This is a genomic window from Corallococcus caeni (assembly GCF_036245865.1).
In the GTDB taxonomy this organism is placed as follows: Bacteria; Myxococcota; Myxococcia; order Myxococcales; family Myxococcaceae; genus Corallococcus; species Corallococcus caeni.
Genome location: NZ_BTTW01000001.1, coordinates 453,359 through 470,652 on the forward strand (window position 1 = coordinate 453,359; position 17,294 = coordinate 470,652).

Annotated in this window: 18 protein-coding genes; 7 read left to right on the plus strand and 11 right to left on the minus strand. The window is 70.6% G+C overall.

The features are described from left to right. Positions 1-7 precede the first annotated feature (7 nt). Genes hemC through AABA78_RS01915 form a run of 4 tightly spaced genes read right to left on the minus strand, consistent with a single transcriptional unit; the run spans position 8 to position 3,515 of the window. Positions 8-949 (minus strand): hydroxymethylbilane synthase, encoded by a 942-nt coding sequence (hemC, locus tag AABA78_RS01900; protein ID WP_338261363.1) that lies wholly within the window; start codon positions 947-949, stop codon positions 8-10. Next, positions 946-2,289 (minus strand): glutamyl-tRNA reductase, encoded by a 1,344-nt coding sequence (hemA, locus tag AABA78_RS01905; RefSeq protein ID WP_338261364.1) that lies wholly within the window; start codon positions 2,287-2,289, stop codon positions 946-948. The genes hemC and hemA overlap by 4 nt, the downstream gene beginning before the upstream one ends. Before the next feature lie 2 nt (positions 2,290-2,291). Next, the gene (locus AABA78_RS01910; RefSeq protein ID WP_338261365.1) at positions 2,292-3,104 is read right to left on the minus strand and encodes a cytochrome C assembly family protein; all 813 of its coding nucleotides are present in this window, start codon (positions 3,102-3,104) and stop codon (positions 2,292-2,294) included. 45 nt (positions 3,105-3,149) lie between these two features. Further along, the gene (locus tag AABA78_RS01915) at positions 3,150-3,515 is read right to left on the minus strand and encodes a hypothetical protein (protein WP_338261366.1); all 366 of its coding nucleotides are present in this window, start codon (positions 3,513-3,515) and stop codon (positions 3,150-3,152) included. Positions 3,516-3,648: 133 nt separating this feature from the next. Here AABA78_RS01915 and trxA point away from each other — a divergent pair, with 133 nt between their 5' ends. Then, positions 3,649-3,972: a thioredoxin gene (gene trxA / locus AABA78_RS01920; RefSeq protein WP_338261367.1), complete on the plus strand. Its 324-nt coding sequence runs from the start codon at positions 3,649-3,651 to the stop codon at positions 3,970-3,972. A 435-nt stretch (positions 3,973-4,407) separates the two neighbouring features. Continuing rightward, a complete protein-coding gene (locus AABA78_RS01925; protein ID WP_338261368.1) occupies positions 4,408-4,749 on the plus strand; it encodes a hypothetical protein in 342 nt (113 codons plus the stop codon). 18 nt (positions 4,750-4,767) lie between these two features. On the opposite strand, the gene AABA78_RS01930 is transcribed toward AABA78_RS01925, so the two are convergent. From AABA78_RS01930 to mreC, 5 genes are read right to left on the minus strand one after another with little or no spacing between them, the layout of a single operon-like run. Continuing rightward, complete coding sequence (locus AABA78_RS01930; protein ID WP_370469442.1) at positions 4,768-5,406, minus strand: PilZ domain-containing protein; 639 nt, start codon at positions 5,404-5,406, stop codon at positions 4,768-4,770. 24 nt (positions 5,407-5,430) lie between these two features. After that, a complete protein-coding gene (gene rodA / locus AABA78_RS01935) occupies positions 5,431-6,558 on the minus strand; it encodes a rod shape-determining protein RodA (RefSeq protein WP_171414430.1) in 1,128 nt (375 codons plus the stop codon). 7 nt (positions 6,559-6,565) lie between these two features. After that, complete coding sequence (gene mrdA / locus AABA78_RS01940; RefSeq protein ID WP_338261370.1) at positions 6,566-8,626, minus strand: penicillin-binding protein 2; 2,061 nt, start codon at positions 8,624-8,626, stop codon at positions 6,566-6,568. Continuing rightward, the gene (locus tag AABA78_RS01945; RefSeq protein ID WP_171414423.1) at positions 8,623-9,123 is read right to left on the minus strand and encodes a hypothetical protein; all 501 of its coding nucleotides are present in this window, start codon (positions 9,121-9,123) and stop codon (positions 8,623-8,625) included. Before AABA78_RS01945 ends, mrdA begins: the two co-directional genes overlap by 4 nt. Next, entirely contained in the window at positions 9,120-9,983 is an 864-nt protein-coding gene (gene mreC / locus AABA78_RS01950) for a rod shape-determining protein MreC (protein ID WP_338261371.1), read from the minus strand. Before mreC ends, AABA78_RS01945 begins: the two co-directional genes overlap by 4 nt. 230 nt (positions 9,984-10,213) lie before the next feature. Between mreC and AABA78_RS01955 the strand changes: the two genes are divergently transcribed. Next, positions 10,214-11,794 (plus strand): peptidylprolyl isomerase, encoded by a 1,581-nt coding sequence (locus tag AABA78_RS01955; RefSeq protein WP_338261372.1) that lies wholly within the window; start codon positions 10,214-10,216, stop codon positions 11,792-11,794. Here AABA78_RS01955 and AABA78_RS01960 read toward each other — a convergent pair whose 3' ends face one another. After that, positions 11,795-12,895, minus strand: coding sequence for a GGDEF domain-containing protein (locus tag AABA78_RS01960; RefSeq protein WP_338261373.1), 1,101 nt, complete (start codon positions 12,893-12,895; stop codon positions 11,795-11,797). 65 nt (positions 12,896-12,960) lie between these two features. Here AABA78_RS01960 and AABA78_RS01965 point away from each other — a divergent pair, with 65 nt between their 5' ends. Both AABA78_RS01965 and AABA78_RS01970 read left to right on the plus strand, forming a co-directional pair. Beyond that, positions 12,961-13,554, plus strand: coding sequence for a Maf family protein (locus AABA78_RS01965; protein ID WP_338261374.1), 594 nt, complete (start codon positions 12,961-12,963; stop codon positions 13,552-13,554). Then, positions 13,551-14,222 (plus strand): YggS family pyridoxal phosphate-dependent enzyme, encoded by a 672-nt coding sequence (locus tag AABA78_RS01970; RefSeq protein WP_338261375.1) that lies wholly within the window; start codon positions 13,551-13,553, stop codon positions 14,220-14,222. Before AABA78_RS01965 ends, AABA78_RS01970 begins: the two co-directional genes overlap by 4 nt. A 22-nt stretch (positions 14,223-14,244) precedes the next feature. Here AABA78_RS01970 and AABA78_RS01975 read toward each other — a convergent pair whose 3' ends face one another. Continuing rightward, positions 14,245-14,466, minus strand: a complete 222-nt coding sequence (locus AABA78_RS01975; RefSeq protein WP_171413023.1) for a hypothetical protein — start codon at positions 14,464-14,466, stop codon at positions 14,245-14,247. Between the two features lie 292 nt (positions 14,467-14,758). Here AABA78_RS01975 and AABA78_RS01980 point away from each other — a divergent pair, with 292 nt between their 5' ends. Together AABA78_RS01980 and AABA78_RS01985 are read left to right on the plus strand one after the other, a co-directional pair. Then, the gene (locus AABA78_RS01980; protein WP_171413024.1) at positions 14,759-15,565 is read left to right on the plus strand and encodes a DUF3108 domain-containing protein; all 807 of its coding nucleotides are present in this window, start codon (positions 14,759-14,761) and stop codon (positions 15,563-15,565) included. Between the two features lie 34 nt (positions 15,566-15,599). Beyond that, positions 15,600-17,285: a DUF4091 domain-containing protein gene (locus AABA78_RS01985; RefSeq protein WP_338261377.1), complete on the plus strand. Its 1,686-nt coding sequence runs from the start codon at positions 15,600-15,602 to the stop codon at positions 17,283-17,285. Positions 17,286-17,294 lie beyond the last annotated feature (9 nt).

A 17,294-nucleotide genomic window follows, 5' to 3' on the forward strand; every position in this document is an offset into this window, starting at 1 on the left:
CGGCACTCTAGGCGCGGGACGCGCCGTCGCGGCGGCCGAAATCACGCAGGATGTCTCCCGCCCCGCGCGACAGCAGCTCCTCCGCGAGCGCCTCGCCCAGCCGCTCCGCTTCCGGTACGGGGCCCTTCACCTCGCCCCGCACCACCCGCGAACCGTCGGGCCGGCCCACCAGGCCGCGCAGGTACACCTGGCCGCCTTCCACCGTGGCGTGGCCGGCCAGCGGCACCGTGCAGCCGCCCTCCAGCTTCGCCAGGAAGGCGCGCTCGGCCCGCACGGCGTCGCGCGTGAGGGCGTCCTCCAGGGGCTGGAGCAGCGCGCGCACGTCCGCGTCCGCCTCGCGGCACTGGATGGCCAGCACGCCCTGCCCCACCGCCGGCAGGCTGTCCGCCACCGGCACCACCTGGGTGATGTGGTGGTCCAATCCCAGGCGCTTGAGCCCCGCCGCCGCGAGCATGGCGCCCGCCAGCTTCAGCTCGCGCGTCTTCTGCAGGCGCGTCTGCACGTTGCCGCGCAGCGAGACGATCTCCAGGTCCGGCCGGCGCGCGCGCAGGATGCAGCTGCGCCGCAGCGACGACGTGCCCACCCTCGCGCCCGGGGGCAGCAGTGCCAGCGTGTGCCCGTCCGGGCTGCAGAACGCGTCGCGCGGGTCCTCACGCGTCGGCACCGCCGCCAGGATGAGCCCGTCCGGGAACACCGACGTCATGTCCTTGAGGCTGTGCACGGCCACGTCCGCGCGGCCGTCGAGCAAGGCCTGCTCGATCTCCTTCACGAACAGGCCCTTGCCGCCCACCTGGGACAGCGGCGCGGACAGGAAGCGGTCGCCCTCGGTGGTCATCTTCACCAGGGTGACCTCCAGGCCGGGGTTGCGCTGGGTGAGCAGCGAGGCCACGTGATTCGCCTGCCACAAGGCCAGCGGGCTCTCCCGCGTCGCGATGCGCACCGCCTTCATCGCCGGCTCCCGGTGGCCACCACCGTGTTGCGCGCATCCACCGCGGGCGCGGCGTCCTCTTCTCGGGGAGCGATGGCGGCGGCCTCCGCCTCCGTGAGGCCGAACAGCTCCGCCGCGGCGCCCGCCAGCCGGTTGCCTTCACCCTGGGGTCCCACGGCGCGCAGGCGCGCGGTGGGCTCATGCAGCAGCTTGTTCACGATGGCGCGTCCCATGGCCTCGATGCTCTTCCTCTGCTTGTCGGTGAGGCCGTCACCCAGGCCCAGCAGGGTGCGCTCCACCTCCGCGCGGGCAATGGCCTCCGCGCGCTGCCGCAGGCGGGCCAGCACGGGCATCCCGTCGCGCAGCGCGCGCTCCCGGGCGAAGCGCGCCACCTCCTGCGCCACCAGCCCGCCCGCCTTGTGCGCCTCTTCCGCGCGCGCGGCGGTGTTGTCCGCGACGAACTTCTGGATGTCGTCCACGTCGTACGCGTGCACCCAGTCCAGCGTCCCCACCGCCGGATCGATGTCGCGCGGCACCGCCAGGTCCACCATGAACAGCGGCCGTCCCTTGCGGGCCTTGCCCAGCGCGCCCACGTTGTCGCGCGTGAAGAGGGGCACCGGCGACGCGGTGCTCGTCACCACCACGTCCGCGGAGGCCAGCAGCGTGAAGAGCTCCTCGAAGGGCCGCGCCACGCCGCCCACCTCCGCCACCAGCGCTTCCGCGCGGGCCAGCGTGCGGTTGGTCACGATGAGCTTCCCGGCGCCCGCGTTCTTCAGGTGCCGCGCCGCCAGCTCGCCCATCTCCCCCGCGCCCACCACCAGCACCGTCTTGTCCTTGAGCCCGTCGAAGACCTTGCTCGCGAGCTGCACGGCCGCGGACGCCATGGACGTCGCCGCGCGCCCCACCGCCGTCTCCGTGCGCACGCGCTTGGCGCAGCCGAACGCCGCCGCGCACGCGCGCGTCAACTCCCCGCGCACCGCGCCCGCGCCCTGGCCCCGCTCGAAGGCGTCCTTCACCTGGCCCAGGATCTGCGCCTCGCCCAGCACCATGGAGTCCAGGCTGGACGCCACGCGGAACAGGTGCACGAGCGCCGCTTCGCCCTGGTGTTCGTACAGGTGCTCCAGCGCCTCCGCGCCGCCCAGCGAGTGCAGCATCTCCCGCGCGCGCTCCCGCGCCACGTCCGCGCTGGGGGCCGCCAGGTACACCTCCACGCGGTTGCAGGTGGACACCCAGAGCGCTTCGACAGGCGCCTGCGCCAGGCGCTGCAACACTTCCGTCTGCCGGGCTTCAGGCAATGCCAACCGCTCGCGGACACCCAGGGGCGCGGTGCGGTGTGACACGCCAATGCAGATGAATTCCATGGCTACGGCATCCCCGGGCCAGCGGCGGACAGGTCGTAGGACGACAGGAAGGAGACCAGCACCAGGCAGAAGCCGGCCATGGTGAGCAGCGCCACCCGCCGGCCTCTCCAGCCGGCGAAGATGCGCGCGTTGACGAGCGCGGCGAACACACCCCACGCGACGAACGTCGCCACGTGCTTGCCTTCGAGCGCCCAGGCGAGGCCGCGCAACGTGGTGGTGAACAGGGCCCCGGTCGCCAGCGTGAGCGACAGCGCGATGAAGCCCCACAGCACGAGCCGCCGGTTGAGCGTGTCCAGGAACTCCAGGGACGGCAGCCGGGAGAAGAGCAGCCCGAAGTGCTTGGTCTTCACCTGCCGCTCCATCAGCAGGTACATGACCCCCACCCCGGCCGCCACGCCGAAGGCCGTCATGCCCAACAGCGCGATGGTGACATGCACCGGCAGCAGCGGCTGGCGCACGGCGTCCGGCAGCGGCGTGGACCCACCGTGCAGCAGCATGCCGATGAGCAGCACCGCCACCGCCAGCGGCGTGAGGAACGCGCCGATGACGGGCTTGCGGTAGCGCACGTCCAGCGCCAGGAACAGCGCCAGCAGCAGGAAGGCGAAGGTGGACATGCCCTGCGCGGGGCCCACCAGCCGGCCCCCCTGCGCCCCCAGCATCTGGATGAGGGCAACGCAATGCATCAGCAGCCCGGTCCCCACCAGCACCCGGCCGGTGACGGCGAGCACCTGGGACTGGCGGACCAGGAAGGCGAGGTAGACGAGCGCGGCCAGGCCGTAGGCGTGGCAGGCAAGCGAGACGAGCGTATGGCTCATGGCGGCAGGCTCATAACCCCGGCCGAGGAGGCATTCACTCCTGCCTCAGCCCATTTTATTGAGAATGAAGGCCGCCAGCAGGTCGGTCTCCGAATTGGGCTTGCGCTCCGGGGAGGGCGCGCCCACCTCCGTCACATAGCCCGGAACCACCTCGTAGGCAGAGTCCCCCACCAGGATGGAGTCGGCCATCTGTTCGGCGCCCAGCCGGCCGAGCTGCTCCTCGGTCTTCACCCGAGACACCAGCTGGTGGGTGTCCTCACCCGACACCAGCTGCACGACGTGGACGGCGGGCGTGAGCGGCCAGTCGCTCCCTCCGTCGGCGGAGACCACCAGGCGGCCCTCGCGCAGGTCTGCTTTGTCCGCCAGCGCCCACTCCTCGAGCTGGGCCTGGGACAGGAAGAGCTTCGTCACGCCCTCCAGCCTACACCAGCCTCCCGCCGAGCGGGCCTGAAATGGGGGAGCAACCCCCCGCCGGATGCCGCATCCGTTTGACGGGGCGGCCCGGCCGCCCTGCCCCACCCAAGCAGAGACACCCGGAGACGACATGGCTGACGTGCTCAACATCGGTGATGCGGACTTCCAGAAGCAGGTCCTGGATTCACCACAACCCGTGCTCGTGGACTTCTGGGCCACGTGGTGCGCGCCCTGCCGCGCCATCGCGCCCTCCGTGGAGGCGCTGTCCGCCCAGTACAAGGGGCAGGTGACGTTCGCGAAGCTGGACATCGACCTGAACCAGGACACGCCCCAGAAGTACGGCATCCGCTCGCTGCCCACCCTGCTGCTCTTCAAGGGCGGCAAGGTCGTGGACCAGATTGTCGGCGCGGTGCCGAAGTCGCGCATCGAGGACGTGGTCCGGAAGAATCTCTGAGCCCCCGTGTTCCCGTGACGGGCCTGCCCCGGGGCCGTCCTTTCGTCCCCTCCCACCCCTGACGCGCCTGGCCTGGATTGCCAGGGTTCGCGCCGGTGAGAGGGGACACCGCGTCCGCGGCCTCGGCCAGACACCCGGGCATGACATGGCTCCGAATTCGATATGTCTGTAGAAAGACAACTCACCGCGACGGTAAGGGCTTTCACTTACCGGGGGCGGGCCCCGCTCCGACGGCAGACGTTTCTCTGTACTTGAGACAAACGCCTTGACCGGGACGACTGGACGATCCTCCCGTCATGTTTTGTTCAACAGACATTGAAATTGCATTACGAGTCAAACACGACCCCGACATGTCTTGTTGACAGAGTTCGCCACACCAGACAGAAGTCACGGATACACGCCTGTCTTGATTGGCGAGTTTCAACAGGAGTTTTCATGGCACGCCTTCGCAAAGAATTGACCACGCAACCACCGCTGACCCCTGCCCTGACTTCGTGGGCGGAGGCGCTGGGTGATGCCATCGGCCGCGGCATGCTGCGCGCGCTGAACACGGGGATGCCGGGCATGGGCGCCGTCGCGGCGTCGCCGGGCAACGGCGCGGTGATGGCGGGACGCCGCCGCGGCCGTCCCCCGAAGACGGTGGCGGGTGGGCCGGTGCCCATGGACCGCCGCTGCACGGTGAACGGCTGCACCCGCGAGCAGCGCTCCAAGGGCCTGTGTTCCGCGCACTACCAGGCCGAGCGCCGCAGGCAGATCGCCACCGGCAAGCCGGCCTGAGGGCCGCGCACCGGAGCCCTACTCGCCGCGCCAGGGGTCTCCGGGCGTGGTGGCCTTGAGCAGCTCCCAGGCCGCCATCACGTCGATGACCCGCTCCAGCTCATTGGGCAGGGAGCGGGCGCGCTGGGACTTGAGATAGTCCTCCGTGAAGGCACGCAGGCGCATGCCCAAAAAGAGCCGGGCGAGCGCCACCTCCGTCTGGCCTGAGAAGTCCAGGAAGCGCAGGGCGAACCCGCTGCGGCCCTCCTCCTCCGGGCCGCGCTCCTCGCGGACAATCTCCGCGCGGGCCTCCACGGGGGCCGCCCCCTCCTCCAGCGCGAAGCGCGTGCGCACCACGGTGCCCATGGGCAGGAAGAAGGTGCTCGCGAGGAAGGCGCCGCTGACGCTCACGTTGACGGACACGAGGTTGGCGGAGAAGCGCCGGCCGCCCTCGCCGTCATCCACCCAGAGGTCGAAGTGCGTGGCCAGCTGCGCGCGCGGGAAGTGCCGGTGCTCCGGCTCCCCCTGGTTCATCTCGATGCGGGGCGCCGCGCCGGGCGTGGGCGCCGCGCCGCGTGAAGTCCCCACCGGCGGGACGAACGGCCGGGGTGTCTCCGTGCCCTCCGGCCCGCGGACCGCCGTGCCGGCCTTCACCGTCGTCGCACCCTTCCTCTGCACCGCCATCGGAAGCCTCCGCGGCCGTCAGAACATGTGACGGCGCATGCTGATGTTCACCAGCAGCCCGATGCACAACATCACCGACAGCATCGAGGAGCCGCCGTAGCTCATGAGGGGCAGCGTGATGCCCGTCACCGGCAACAGGCCAATGACCATGCCGATGTTTTCGAACACCTGCCAGAAAAGTGTGGCCACCACCCCCACCGCGACGAACGCTCCAAAACGGTCGCGCGCGCTGAAGCCCACGCCCAACCCGAGAATGAAGATGCCGCCGTAGAGCAGGAGCAACAGGAGACAGGAGAAGAAGCCGTGCTCCTCGGCCCACACGGAGAAGATGAAATCCGTGTGCTGTTCCGGCAGGAAGCGCAGACCTGTCTGGGTTCCCTCACGCCAGCCCTTGCCGGTGAGCCCGCCCGAGCCCACGGCGATTTTCGACTGGGCGGCGTGGTAGCCGCTGCCGCGCAGGTCCGCTTCGGGGTCCAGCCATCCGGAGATGCGCTGGCTCTGGTGTTTCTTGAGGTAGTGGCGCACGACGGTGGTGCGCGGCTCGGGCATCTCCCGGACGTAGTCGTTCCAGATGATGAGGCCGCCCACCAGCACGCCCGCCACCAGCGTGGCGGCCAGGTACCAGCGCACCTTGCCGAAGAGGATGACGGTGCCGGAGGACAGGAAGATCATCAGCGCGGTGCCCAGGTCCGGCTGCACCAGCACCAGCACGAAGGGCACCATCACCACCAGCACCGGCTTCCACAGCCGCACGATGCCGTAGGACGGCTGATTGGGCTGGAAGTCGTCGTGGTAGACCTTGGCCAGCATCAGCACGACGCCAATCTTCATGAACTCCGCGGGCTGCAGGCGGAACGGGCCGATGACGAACCAGCTCTCCGCGCCCTTCGCAGTGTGCCCCACCAGCCGCAGCGCCAGCAGCGCCAGGATGTTGAGCACGTAGATGGGGAAGGCCATCCGCTGGATCCAGCGGTAGTCCACCAGACACACCATCAGCACCGCGCCCAGGCCCACGCCCAGGTAGAGCGCCTGGCTGGTCCACACCGGCGCCATGGGGGGCCGGGACGCGGACGCCAGGTTCCAGATGCCCAGGAAGCACACGCCCAGCACGCACACGACGAGCCCCCACGGCACGTGGGGCATCATCCGGCGCTCAATCCGCAGTTGCACTGTCGTCTCCGGTTTCCGAGGGCGGCTGGATGGGCTCTCCCGGCAGGTTCACGCGCGGCGGCGGCACCACCGTGCGGGTGAGCGCCGCTTCATCCAGGCTGGGCGCCGGCGGCAGGGACGGCGTGTAGGGCTGGTTGGCGCGCGGCGGCGGTGACGTGGCGTCCTGCGCCTTCAATTCGAAGTACTTCTTCATCACCGCGAGCGCGGTGGGGGCCGCGTCCACGCCGCCGTGGCCGCCGTGCTCGTTGAGCACCACCACGGCCAGCTCCGGCTTGTCCGCGGGCGCGAAGCCGGCGAACCACGCGTGGTCGCGCTCGAAGTAGCTCATCTGGTGCGTCTTCAGACGCACCGTGCCGATGCGCGCCACCTGCGCGGTGCCCGTCTTCGCCGCCACGAGGAAGTCCGGGGGCAGGCCCGACTTGAGCTTCGCTCGGTACGCGGTGCCGCCGGGCTCCTGCGCCACCGCCTCCAGGCCCTCCACGATGGCCTTCAGGTGCGCGGGGTTGATGTCCACCTTCGACACCACCTCCGGCTTGAACTCCTCCATCACCTGCCCGTCCAGGTTCTCCAGCCGCTGCACCATCTGCGGCTTGTAGAGCTTCCCGCCGTTGGCCACGGCCGCGTACACCAGCGCCAGTTGCAGGGGCGTCACGTTGTCGTCGCCCTGCCCGATGGCGCTGTTGAGCGCCATGCCCTTGGTGTAGCCGCCGGGAGAGGCTTTGTCGTGGTACGCGCTGGACGGCATGATGCCCGGCACCTCCGCCACCACGCCGATGCCGGTGGGGCGGCCCAGGCCCAGCGACTTGCCCATCTCCGCGATGGGGTCCAGGCCGATGGTGTCCGCCACCTTGTAGAACCACGAGTCGCACGACGCCTTCATGGCGCCCTTGCCGTCCAGGGGCCCGTGGCCGCTGTCCTTGTGGCAGCGCCACACGCGCGCGCCCAGCCGGTAGCCACCGGAGCAGTTCACCACCGTCTCCGGGCGGAACACGCCGGACTTGAAGGCCGCCAGCTGCGTCACGACCTTGAACGTGGAGCCCGGGCTGTAGTGCTCCGCGGCCACGCGGTTGATCATCGGGTGGAGCGGGTCTCGCGCCAGCGTGGCCATCTGCGACGGCGTCACGCGGCCGGTGAGCAGGTTGGGATCGAAGCCGGGGCGGGACACCAGCGCCCGGATGAAGCCGGTGTTCACGTCGATGGCCACCACCGCGCCCGTCACGCCCGGGAACGCGCGCTCCGCCTCCTCCTGCAGGCGCATGTCGATGGAGAGCACCAGGTTGCTGCCCGCCGTGGGGGGGATGACGGCGTTCTCCCCCAGCTTGTCGTTGAGCTCTTCAATCGTCTGGCCGCGCGCGTTCACCACTTCCTTGCGCACGCCGTCCTGCCCGCGCAGCTTGGATTCGAAGTAGCGCTCCAGGCCGCGCCGGCCGATGTAGTCGCCCAGCGCGTACTTCGCGCCGTCCCCGTTGAGGCGCTCCAGCTCCTCCTGGGTGATTTCGTTCATGTAGCCCAGCACGTGCGACAGCACCGTGTCCGCGCGGTAGTTGCGGTGCGGCACCGGCACCACCTCCACGCCGTCCAGGATGTCGCGCCGGGCGTTGAGCCGGTCGTACTCATCGCGCGTCAGGTCCACGCGCACCGGCACCGGCTGGAAGGGCGCGTTGCGGCGGCTCGCGCGCACCAGGTCTTCAATCTTCTTGCGCTGGTCCGCGTCCCACTGGAGCAGCTCCGCCAGGCGCGGAATCACCTGCTCGAAGCAGTCCGTGCAGAAGGCCGGCGTGACGAAGGCGTCGAAGGAGGGACGGCTGTCCACCAGGATGGTGCCGCGCGCGTCCTTGATGACGCCGCGGTCCGCGCGCAGGCGCACCTCCTTCACGAAGTTCGCCACGCTCTTGGCGGCGTACTCTTCGTGGCGGATGAGCTGCAGCCGGTACAGCTGGATGGCCAGCGCCACCAGGCCCAGCGACATGGCCAGGCCCAGCCACAGGAAACGGCGCTTCAGGTCCCGGCCCGGCGTGGTGTTGCCAATGGTCGGAGGCGTCAACGGAGCAACCCCGCCGGGCGCTCCTGCGCCACCTCGAACCGCTTGAACAGCGGGAAGAGCAGCAGCGCCGCCGCGCCCGTGAGCGCCAGCTGCACCGGCATGCCGGAGAGCAGCGGCGCCGTGTGGCCGTCCTTCACCGTGAGCCAGGTGAAGAACGTGGACAGCAGGCCGTGCCCCAGGTCCGCGCCCATGGCGAACAGCGCGAAGGCCACCGGCCCGCGCACGTCCACGAACGACGCCACCAGCCGGCCCACCAGGAACGTGAACACGGCCAGGAAGGTGAAGAGGCCCGTGGGCTGGCCGCTCATCAGGTCCAAGAGGTAGCCCACCGCGAAGGCGGAGCACGCCCCTTCGGTGAGGCTCGCCCGGAGCGCGAGGAAGGCCACCAGCACCACCGTGACGTCCACGCGGCCCAGCACCAGCCCGGCCTGCTGGACGAACACGGACTCCAGCGTGAGCAGCACCAGCGCCAGGATGACGGTCACCAGGAACTTCATTTCTGCGCGCCTTCCGCCGACGCCCCACCAGAGGCCATCGCGCTGTACGGGCTGCCCACCACGAGCACCTCCTCCAACCGGCTGGTGTCCACCGCGGGCTGGATGTCCGCGCCCTGGAACATGCCGTGCTCCTTCTTCTCCAGCTGCGTCACCCGCCCCACCACCAGCCCCGGCGGGTAGATGCCGTCCGTGCCGGAGGTGATGATGAGGTCGCCGTCCTCCACGTCCTCGGTGCGCAGCATGTTCTCCAGGGCCAGGGGGCCGTTGCCCGCGCCCGCCGCCGTGCCGCGAGCCCGGCTGCGCTGCACCCGCACCGCCACCCGGCTCTGCGGATCCGTCACCAGCGCCACGTCCGCGTAGCCGCCCGTGGACCGGATGACCTGCCCCACGATGCCGTCCGGCGTCACCACCGACATGCCCCGGAACACCCCGTCCTTCTCCCCGCTGCTGATCCGCACCGACAGGAGCTTCGCCACCGGGTTCACGCCCACCACCCGCGCCGGAATCTCCGGGCCGGGGGCCGCCTCCGCGTACGCCAGCAGCTTGCGCAGCCGGCCGTTCTCCGAGCGGGCCTCGCCCAGGGCCTGCACCGTCGCCCGCAGCTGGAGGTTCTCCAGCCGCAGCGCGTCATTGTCCTGACGGACGCCGCGCAGGTCCAGGTAGTTGCGCACCGCGGCCACGGCGCCGTCGATGCCGGCCGTGAGCCCCTGCTGCACGGGGGCCGTGAGCGCGATGACGCCCCGGTCGACGAAGTTGGGGTCGCGGCCGCGCCGGCCCCCCAGCAGGAAGGCGCCGAGCGGGTACAGCAGGAGGGCGGCCACGAGGAGGAAGCGGCGGTACCGCTTGAGAAGAGACAGCACGGACGGGGGCTTTCCCGGGGTGGGCGGACGGCGGTGGTGGAAGGGGGATGGGAGCGGGCTAAGCTGGCTGAATCGCTTGCATTTTCCGGTCTGTTGTCCTAGGCAGTCAAGGCCCGGATGAGGGGGTGTTGACACTCATGCATCCCCACCGGCCGGGCTACCAACAACACGGCGCCGCGAGACCTTCCGCAAGGTGATTCGCGGGCGCTTCCGACCGTGAAGTGACGACAATGGACGGTTTGAATCCCCGGAAGGTCTTCTCCCTCCTGTTCATCATCGGCATCGCCGTGGTGTTCACGCTCCAGTTCGGCCCGGGCAGCAACGGGTTCGGCTCGAGCGGCGGCGGCCAGGCGCCTGGCGCCGGCGCCGTGGCGACGGTGAACGGCAAGGAGATCCCCCTGCGCGACTTCAGCATGGCCTGGTCGCGCCAGATGAACTTCCTGCGCTCGCAGGGCAACCCCATCCCGGAGTCGGTGGCCCGCCAGTTCGGCCTGGACAAGCAGGTGCTCGACCGGCTGGTGAACGCGGAGCTGCTCGCCCAGTCGGCGGAGCGCCACGGCATCACCCCGTCGGATGAGGAGCTGCGCAAGCTCATCCATGAGAACACGGACTTCCACTCCAAGGAGGGCGCGTTCGACTTCGCCCGCTACCAGCAGGTGCTGCGCGACTTCTACCGCCGCACGCCCCAGGAGTACGAGCAGGAGCTGCGCCGGCAGATGGCCGCCCAGAAGATGATCGACGTGGTGCGCACGGGCGCCGTGGTGTCGGACGACGAGGTCCGCGCGCGCTACGAGAAGGAGGGCAACCAGGCGAAGCTGGTGTTCGCCCGCTTCCTGCCCACGATGTACGCGGACCAGGTCCCCGCGCCCACGGCCGCGAAGCTCGCGGAGTTCCAGAAGGCGCATGAGAAGGAGATCGCCGACTACTACGCGGCGAACAGCTTCGTCTACAACGTGCCGGAGCGGATCCGCGCCCGGCAGATCCTCGTGAAGGTGGCCCCGGACGCGACGGCCGAGCAGAAGGCCCAGGCGAAGGCGAAGGCGGAAGGCCTGCGCAAGGAGCTGGAGGGCGGCAAGGACTTCGCCACCGTGGCCAAGGCGAGCAGCGACGACGACGCCACCAAGCTGAAGGGCGGCGACCTGGGCTGGGTGGAGCGCACCACGTGGGATCCGGCGCTGGCCAACGCGGCGTTCGCGCTGAAGGCCGGGGAAATCACGCAGCCGGTGGAGTCCGCGCTGGGCCTGCACCTGGTGAAGGTGGAGGAGAAGAAGGACGCCCAGAACAAGAAGCTGGACGACGTGAAGGGCGAGATCGCCACCACGCTCTACAAGCAGGAGCAGGCGAAGGGCCTGGCCCGGGCGGAGGCCGACAAGGCGCTGGCCGCGGCGAAGGCCGGCAAGTCCCTGAAGGAGCAGTTCCCGGTCCCCGCCGGCCAGCAGCCGGCGCTGCTGCGCTTCGAGGCGGAGACGAAGCCGGAGGCGGTGGAGACGGACAGCTTCACCGCGCAGGGTGACTCCGTGCCGCACCTGGGTCCGGCGCCGGGCTTGGTGAAGGCCACCTTCGAGGCCAAGGGCCCGACGGTGCTGGGCGAGGTCTTCACCGTGGGCGAGGCGAACGTCGTCGCGCAGGTGGTGGAGCGCGAGAAGCCGGACACCGCGGGCTTCGACAAGCGCAAGGAGGAGCTGCGCACCCAGGCCCGTCAGGCCAAGCAGATCGAGCTGACGGAGTCCTTCCTCAAGTCGCTGAAGAAGAGCGGCAACGTCATCACCAACACCGAGGCCATCGACTCGGTGCTGGGCTCCGCGGGGTAGTCACCCGCCGGAGCGGGCGAAGGGGACCTCCATGGGGGTCCCCTCTCCCGAACGGGCCTCGGCGACGGCGATGCCGTCCCGGCCCCGCCCCTTGGCCGCGTACATGGCGAAGTCCGCCGCGCGGATGAGGTCCGTGGAGGTGGTGGCATGGTCCGGGAAGGACGCCACCCCGACGCTCGCGGTGAGCGCCACGTCCAGCCCCTGCTCGCGCAGGAAGCGCTGGCCGCGGAACGCCTCGCAGATGCGCCGGGCGATGACCTGGGCCCCTTCCGTGTCCGTCTCAATCAGCATCACCGCGAACTCGTCGCCGCCGTAGCGGAAGACGGCGTCCAGGTTGTGGCGGCCCAGGCTGATGAGCAGGTCCCCCACCTCCTTGAGCGTCGCGCTGCCCACCAGGTGCCCGTGGCGGTCGTTGATGGACTTGAAGTGGTCCAGGTCCAGGAACACGAGCGACAGCGGGTGGCGGAAGCGCGCCGAGCGCTTCACCTCCTGCTCCAGCTGCGCGCGCAGGTGCCGCGCGTTGAAGCAGCCGGTGTGCTCGTCGGTGATGGTGAGCTCCTGCACCCGGCGGAAGTTGCGCGCGTTCTCGATGGCGATGGCCGCGTAGTCCGCGATGGCGGACAGGGCGGTGAGGTCGTCATGCGTGAAGCCGGGCTCCGTGGGGCCGTTGACCAGCTCAATCACGCCCAGCACCCGCTCGCGCGCCACCAGCGGCACGGCGAGCAGCGAGCGGGTGTGGAAGGCGGAGGCCTCGTCGAAGCGGGGCGCGAAGCTGGGGTCGCCGCCCACGTCGTGGACGAGCCGCGCGACGCCGGAGGCGAACACGGCCCCGGCGATGCCCTCCCCCGGGTTGAGCTGCAGGCCCTTGAGCGCCTCGGCGCCCTCGCCCACGGCGATTTCGAAGTAGAGCTTTCCGGTGCGCTCGTCCTGGAGGATGAGGGACCAGTTGCGCGGCCGCAGCAGCGCGCTGACCTTCTGCATCACCAGCGCGAGCACTTCGCGCAGCTCCAGCGTGGAGGTCAGCGCCTTGGCCATCTCGTTGTAGGCGGCCAGCTGCTCCACTGTCCGCTTCATGGCCGACAGGAGGTCCGCGGGGTTCATCGAGGTGCCCTCTGGAGCGCAAGTCTGCTAAGGCCGCGCGAGCGCGAAACCTCTCGCACCCGCCCATGGATCCAACCGCTCTCTTCGTTCTCGCCTCCGCCTCGCCCCGGCGCAAGGATTTATTGGCCCAGCTGGGCCTTCGCTTCACCGTGGCGGCGGCGGATATCGATGAAACGCCGATGGCCGGAGAAATTGCGCGGAACTACGTGCACCGGCTGGCCGTGGAGAAGGCCCGCACGGTCGCCACCCGACACCCGGACGCGTGGGTGCTGGCCGCGGACACCACCGTGGCCCTGGGGTCCGAGCTGCTGGGCAAGCCCCGGGACGCGGCGGAGGCGCGGGAGATGCTCACCCGGCTGTCCGGCCAGATCCATGAGGTCTTCACCGGCATCGCGGTGGCGGGCCGCGCGCAGGCCTCCGAGGTCGTGCGCACACAGGTGACCTTCCGCGCGCTCTCCCCGGAGGAGATCGCCTGGTACGCGGACACCGGCGAGCCCCTGGACAAGGCGGGCGCCTACGCCATCCAGGGCAAGGGCGGCTTCCTGGTGCAGGGCATCGACGGCAGCCCCACGAACGTCGTCGGCCTGCCGCTGGGGGAGACGCTGGCGCTGCTCGGCCGGGTGGGCGTCCCCCTGCCCTGGCCCGGAGGCCGGCGATGAGCAACAGCGTGGCGGACAACCTGGCGCGGGTGCGCGAGCGCGTGGCGAAGGCCTGCGCGAGCGCGGGGCGGCCGGAGTCGTCGGTGACGCTGGTGGCGGTGTCCAAGCTCAAGCCCTCGGTGCTGATCCGCGAGGCGTACGCCGCGGGGCAGCGCGACTTCGGGGAGAACTACGCCCAGGAGCTGCGCGACAAGGCCGAGGAGCTCAAGGACCTGGACGGCCTGCGCTGGCACGCCATCGGTTCGCTGCAGACGAACAAGGTGAAGTACGTGGCCCGCGTCGCGCACGCCTTCCACGCGCTGGAGCGGCTGGACGTCGCCGCGGAGCTGTCCAAGCGGAGGGCGGGCTCCGCGCCCCTGCCCTGCTACGTGGAGCTCAACCTGGGCGGCGAGGACACCAAGCACGGGCTCACGCCGGACGCGCTGGGCGGCTTCCTGGCGCAGGTGCGCGAGCTGCCGAACCTCCAGGTGGTGGGGCTGATGGCGCTGCCGCCGCCCACGGACGACGTGGCGCGGATGCGCGAGGGCTTCGCGCGGCTGCGCGAGCTGGCGTCGGCCCATGCGCTGACGGCGCTGTCCATGGGCACCACGCACGACTTCGAGCAGGCCATCCTGGAGGGCGCCACCGCCGTGCGCGTGGGCACCGCCATCTTCGGCGAGCGCGCCTAGCAACGGGCGCGTCCGGGCGCGCTCACAGCTCCCGGAACCGCAGCCGCCCCTCCTGGTTGACCAGGGCCTTGAACTCGCAGCCGCAGTAGTTGCAGCGCACCTCGTCCCCGTCGGTGAACGTGTCGTCCACGGGGTTGTTGGCGTTGCAGCCGGGGCAGTCGAACTCGTCGAAGACGCGGCTGCCGGTCCCCGCGCCCGCGTCCTTCGCGAAGTCGTCGTCGTCGAAGTGGAAGTCGTTGGCCATGGGTCCGGACGCTAGCACCGCGCACCCCGTCCGGGAGTGCCCTGCTGGGCATCCAGGCGGGCGCGGAGGACTGTCCGCCATTTGTCAGCGGCCCGTGCAGGCGTGTACCCCTGCGGGCCGCCTTTCCGTCCCCCGCCTGTCGTTTCCCGGCGTGCCCGGAGGGCGGCCGGACGGCTTTGAATGCTGTCCCACGGCCGTCCGTCCTGGAAATGTCCGGTGGTGGGGGCGGTTGCGCAGCACGGTTGGCTTGGGCGGGCCGGCCACCTAACTTGCAAGCAAGGGAGCACACCCGATGCGCAGTCTGTCCAGCTGGGGGTTCACGGCCGCGGTGGTGGGACTCATGGGGTCCGCGCTGGCGCACGCCCAGGAGCCCACCGGGACGGCGTTCGGCCCGGGTGAGCAGGCCCAGTACCGGGTGCGCTACCTGGGGCTGACGGCCGGCACCGCGACGGTGACGGTGGGTGCGCCCATGACGCAGTGGGGCCAGAGCGTGTGGCCCATCGTGTCCACGGCGAAGTCCGACGACCTGGTGGGCGTCTACCCCATCAAGAGCCGCTTCGTGTCGTACTGGGACGCGGGCGCCCAGCGGGTGACGGGCAGCGACCTGCATTCCGAGGAGAACCGCAAGCGCCGCCGCCAGCGCATCCAGCTCACGGCGGACGGCACCGGCGCGAAGGTCATCAAGCAGAAGGAGAACGACCCGCCGCGCGAGTCCGACCACGCGCTGCCCCAGGGCACGCTGGACGTGGCGGGCGCGACGTTCGCGCTGCGCGGCCAGGAGCTGACGGTGGGCCGCTCCTTCGAGTACCCCGTCTTCACCGGCAGCAAGCAGTTCAACCTGCGCGCCACGGTGGAGGGCCGCGAGACGGTCTCCACGCCTGCGGGCGCGCGCGACACCTTCCGCGTGCGCGTGCACACCGAGTTTGGCGGCAAGCTGGAGTCCAAGCGCGACATGGTCGCGTACCTCAGCGCGGACGCCCACCACGTGCCGGTGCGCATCGAGGCGGACTTCGCGCTGGGCACCATCGTGGCGGAGCTCACCGACTACAAGCCGGGCCGCGTGGTGACGGTGGCCCGGGCGGACAACTCGGACGACTGAGGCGTCGTCCACCAACCAGGGGAAGGCAGGGGGCATGGGCGTGGGTTGGGCATGGGCAGTGGCGGCGGTGCTTTCCGCCGCGCCGGGCGGCGTGCAGGTGGTGTCGCCGCTGGTGAAGGTGCGGCCGGACGCGACGCCGAAGGGCGCGAAGGAGGCCCGCCTCAGCGCGGCCCGGGGCGAGTGCGAGGGCACGCAGCTGGTGCTCCCCCAGGGCGTGACGCGGGTGACGATGCAGCCGTTGGCCCTCAAGGGGCCGGGCGCGCCGCTCACCGTGGACGCGTGGCGCGAGGCGTACCTCGACGTGAAGACGCCCTCCAACGGCGAGGGCAAGCCGGGCCCGTGGCCCGACGCGCTGGTGCCACTGTCGGCGCCCGCCAATCCCAGGCACCCGACGGTCGTCTACGTGGAGGTCTGCGTCCCCGCGAAGCAGGCCCCCGGCACCTATACGGGGAGCCTGAGCGCGGCGGCGGACGGCAAGGACCTGCCGGCCGTTCCCTTCACGGTGGAGGTGCGGCCGTTCGAGCTGCCCGCGACGTCGTCGCTGCCCAACAGCTTCGGCATCTCGCTGTACAGCATCGCGAAGGGGCACGGCATCCCGGCGGACTCGCCGGAGGCGAAGGCGCTGCTGCGCGCGTACGGCAAGGCGCTGCTGGAGCACCGCGTGAGCGCGCACGGCATGGGCATGGATCCGCCGCCGGTGAGGTTCCAGGACGGCCGCGCGGTGCTGGACTGGAGCGCGTACGACGCGGAGATGGGGCCCTTCCTGGATGGCACGCTGCTGCCCTCCGGCGCGCGCTTCACGACGGCGGACGTGCGCGACAACCGCAAGGCCTCCACGGACGCGGAGAAGACGGCGTACTACCGCGCCTTCCAGAAGCACTTCGAGGACAAGGGCTGGAAGGCGCAGCTCTTCTTCTACGCCAAGGACGAACCCAAGGCGGCGGACGTGCCGCTGGTGAAGGCGCAGGCGAAGCGCGTGCATGACGCGGGCGGCACCATCCCCGTGCTCGTCACCACGGCGTTGGATCCGGCGTTCAACGGGTCGGTGGACATCCTCACGCCCATCATCAACTGCTTCTACCCGCGCGAGGGACCGCAGACGTGCCGCACGGTGGCGAACACCGCGACCGCGCGCACGCGGCTGCCGTCGCGCGCGAAGGTGTGGTGGTACCAGAGCTGTATGGCCCACGGCTGCACGGGCGGCCCGCCCCCGGACAAGGCGCTGGACAAGGCCTACAGCGACTGGGCCTCGTACATGGTGGACCACCCCGCCCCGCTCAACCGCGCCATGGGCGTGCTGGCCTTCGAGAGCGGCGTGGACGGCGAGCTCTATTTCGACACCGTCTTTGCCTACAACACGAAGAAGGATGTCTGGACGGACCTCTTCGAGTTCGGCGGCAACGGCGACGGCACCCTCTTCTACCCGGGCACCCCCGCGAAGCTGGGCGGCACGGAGCACCAGCCCGTGGTGTCCCTGCGGCTGAAACACATCCGCGACGGCCTGGAGGACTACGAATACCTGCGCCTGCTCACGTCGCTGGGCGACGGCGCCTTCGCCCGGACGGCGGCGAAGCGGCTGGCGAAGTCCGGGTACGAAATCTCCCGGGACCCGGCGGAGTGGGAAGCGGTGCGCAAGGAAGTGACCGAGCGCATCGTGAAGCGGCAGGCGGCTGAAGAAGCGAAGCGCTCCGGACGTCGGACTTCCGGGGGAACCCCGTAGTCACTCCCC

What these genes read in the sequence shown, in the direction of transcription:
- hemA (WP_338261364.1), bottom strand. Translation starts at nt 2,289, where the DNA reads ATGGAATTCATCTGCATTGGCGTGTCACACCGCACCGCGCCCCTGGGT.
- AABA78_RS01970 (WP_338261375.1), top strand. Translation starts at nt 13,551, where the DNA reads ATGAGCAACAGCGTGGCGGACAACCTGGCGCGGGTGCGCGAGCGCGTG.
- hemC (WP_338261363.1), bottom strand. Translation starts at nt 949, where the DNA reads ATGAAGGCGGTGCGCATCGCGACGCGGGAGAGCCCGCTGGCCTTGTGG.
- AABA78_RS01955 (WP_338261372.1), top strand. Translation starts at nt 10,214, where the DNA reads ATGGACGGTTTGAATCCCCGGAAGGTCTTCTCCCTCCTGTTCATCATC.
- trxA (WP_338261367.1), top strand. Translation starts at nt 3,649, where the DNA reads ATGGCTGACGTGCTCAACATCGGTGATGCGGACTTCCAGAAGCAGGTC.
- AABA78_RS01945 (WP_171414423.1), bottom strand. Translation starts at nt 9,123, where the DNA reads ATGAAGTTCCTGGTGACCGTCATCCTGGCGCTGGTGCTGCTCACGCTG.
- rodA (WP_171414430.1), bottom strand. Translation starts at nt 6,558, where the DNA reads ATGATGCCCCACGTGCCGTGGGGGCTCGTCGTGTGCGTGCTGGGCGTG.
- AABA78_RS01960 (WP_338261373.1), bottom strand. Translation starts at nt 12,895, where the DNA reads ATGAACCCCGCGGACCTCCTGTCGGCCATGAAGCGGACAGTGGAGCAG.
- AABA78_RS01925 (WP_338261368.1), top strand. Translation starts at nt 4,408, where the DNA reads ATGGCACGCCTTCGCAAAGAATTGACCACGCAACCACCGCTGACCCCT.
- AABA78_RS01985 (WP_338261377.1), top strand. Translation starts at nt 15,600, where the DNA reads ATGGGCGTGGGTTGGGCATGGGCAGTGGCGGCGGTGCTTTCCGCCGCG.
- AABA78_RS01975 (WP_171413023.1), bottom strand. Translation starts at nt 14,466, where the DNA reads ATGGCCAACGACTTCCACTTCGACGACGACGACTTCGCGAAGGACGCG.
- AABA78_RS01910 (WP_338261365.1), bottom strand. Translation starts at nt 3,104, where the DNA reads ATGAGCCATACGCTCGTCTCGCTTGCCTGCCACGCCTACGGCCTGGCC.
- AABA78_RS01965 (WP_338261374.1), top strand. Translation starts at nt 12,961, where the DNA reads ATGGATCCAACCGCTCTCTTCGTTCTCGCCTCCGCCTCGCCCCGGCGC.
- AABA78_RS01980 (WP_171413024.1), top strand. Translation starts at nt 14,759, where the DNA reads ATGCGCAGTCTGTCCAGCTGGGGGTTCACGGCCGCGGTGGTGGGACTC.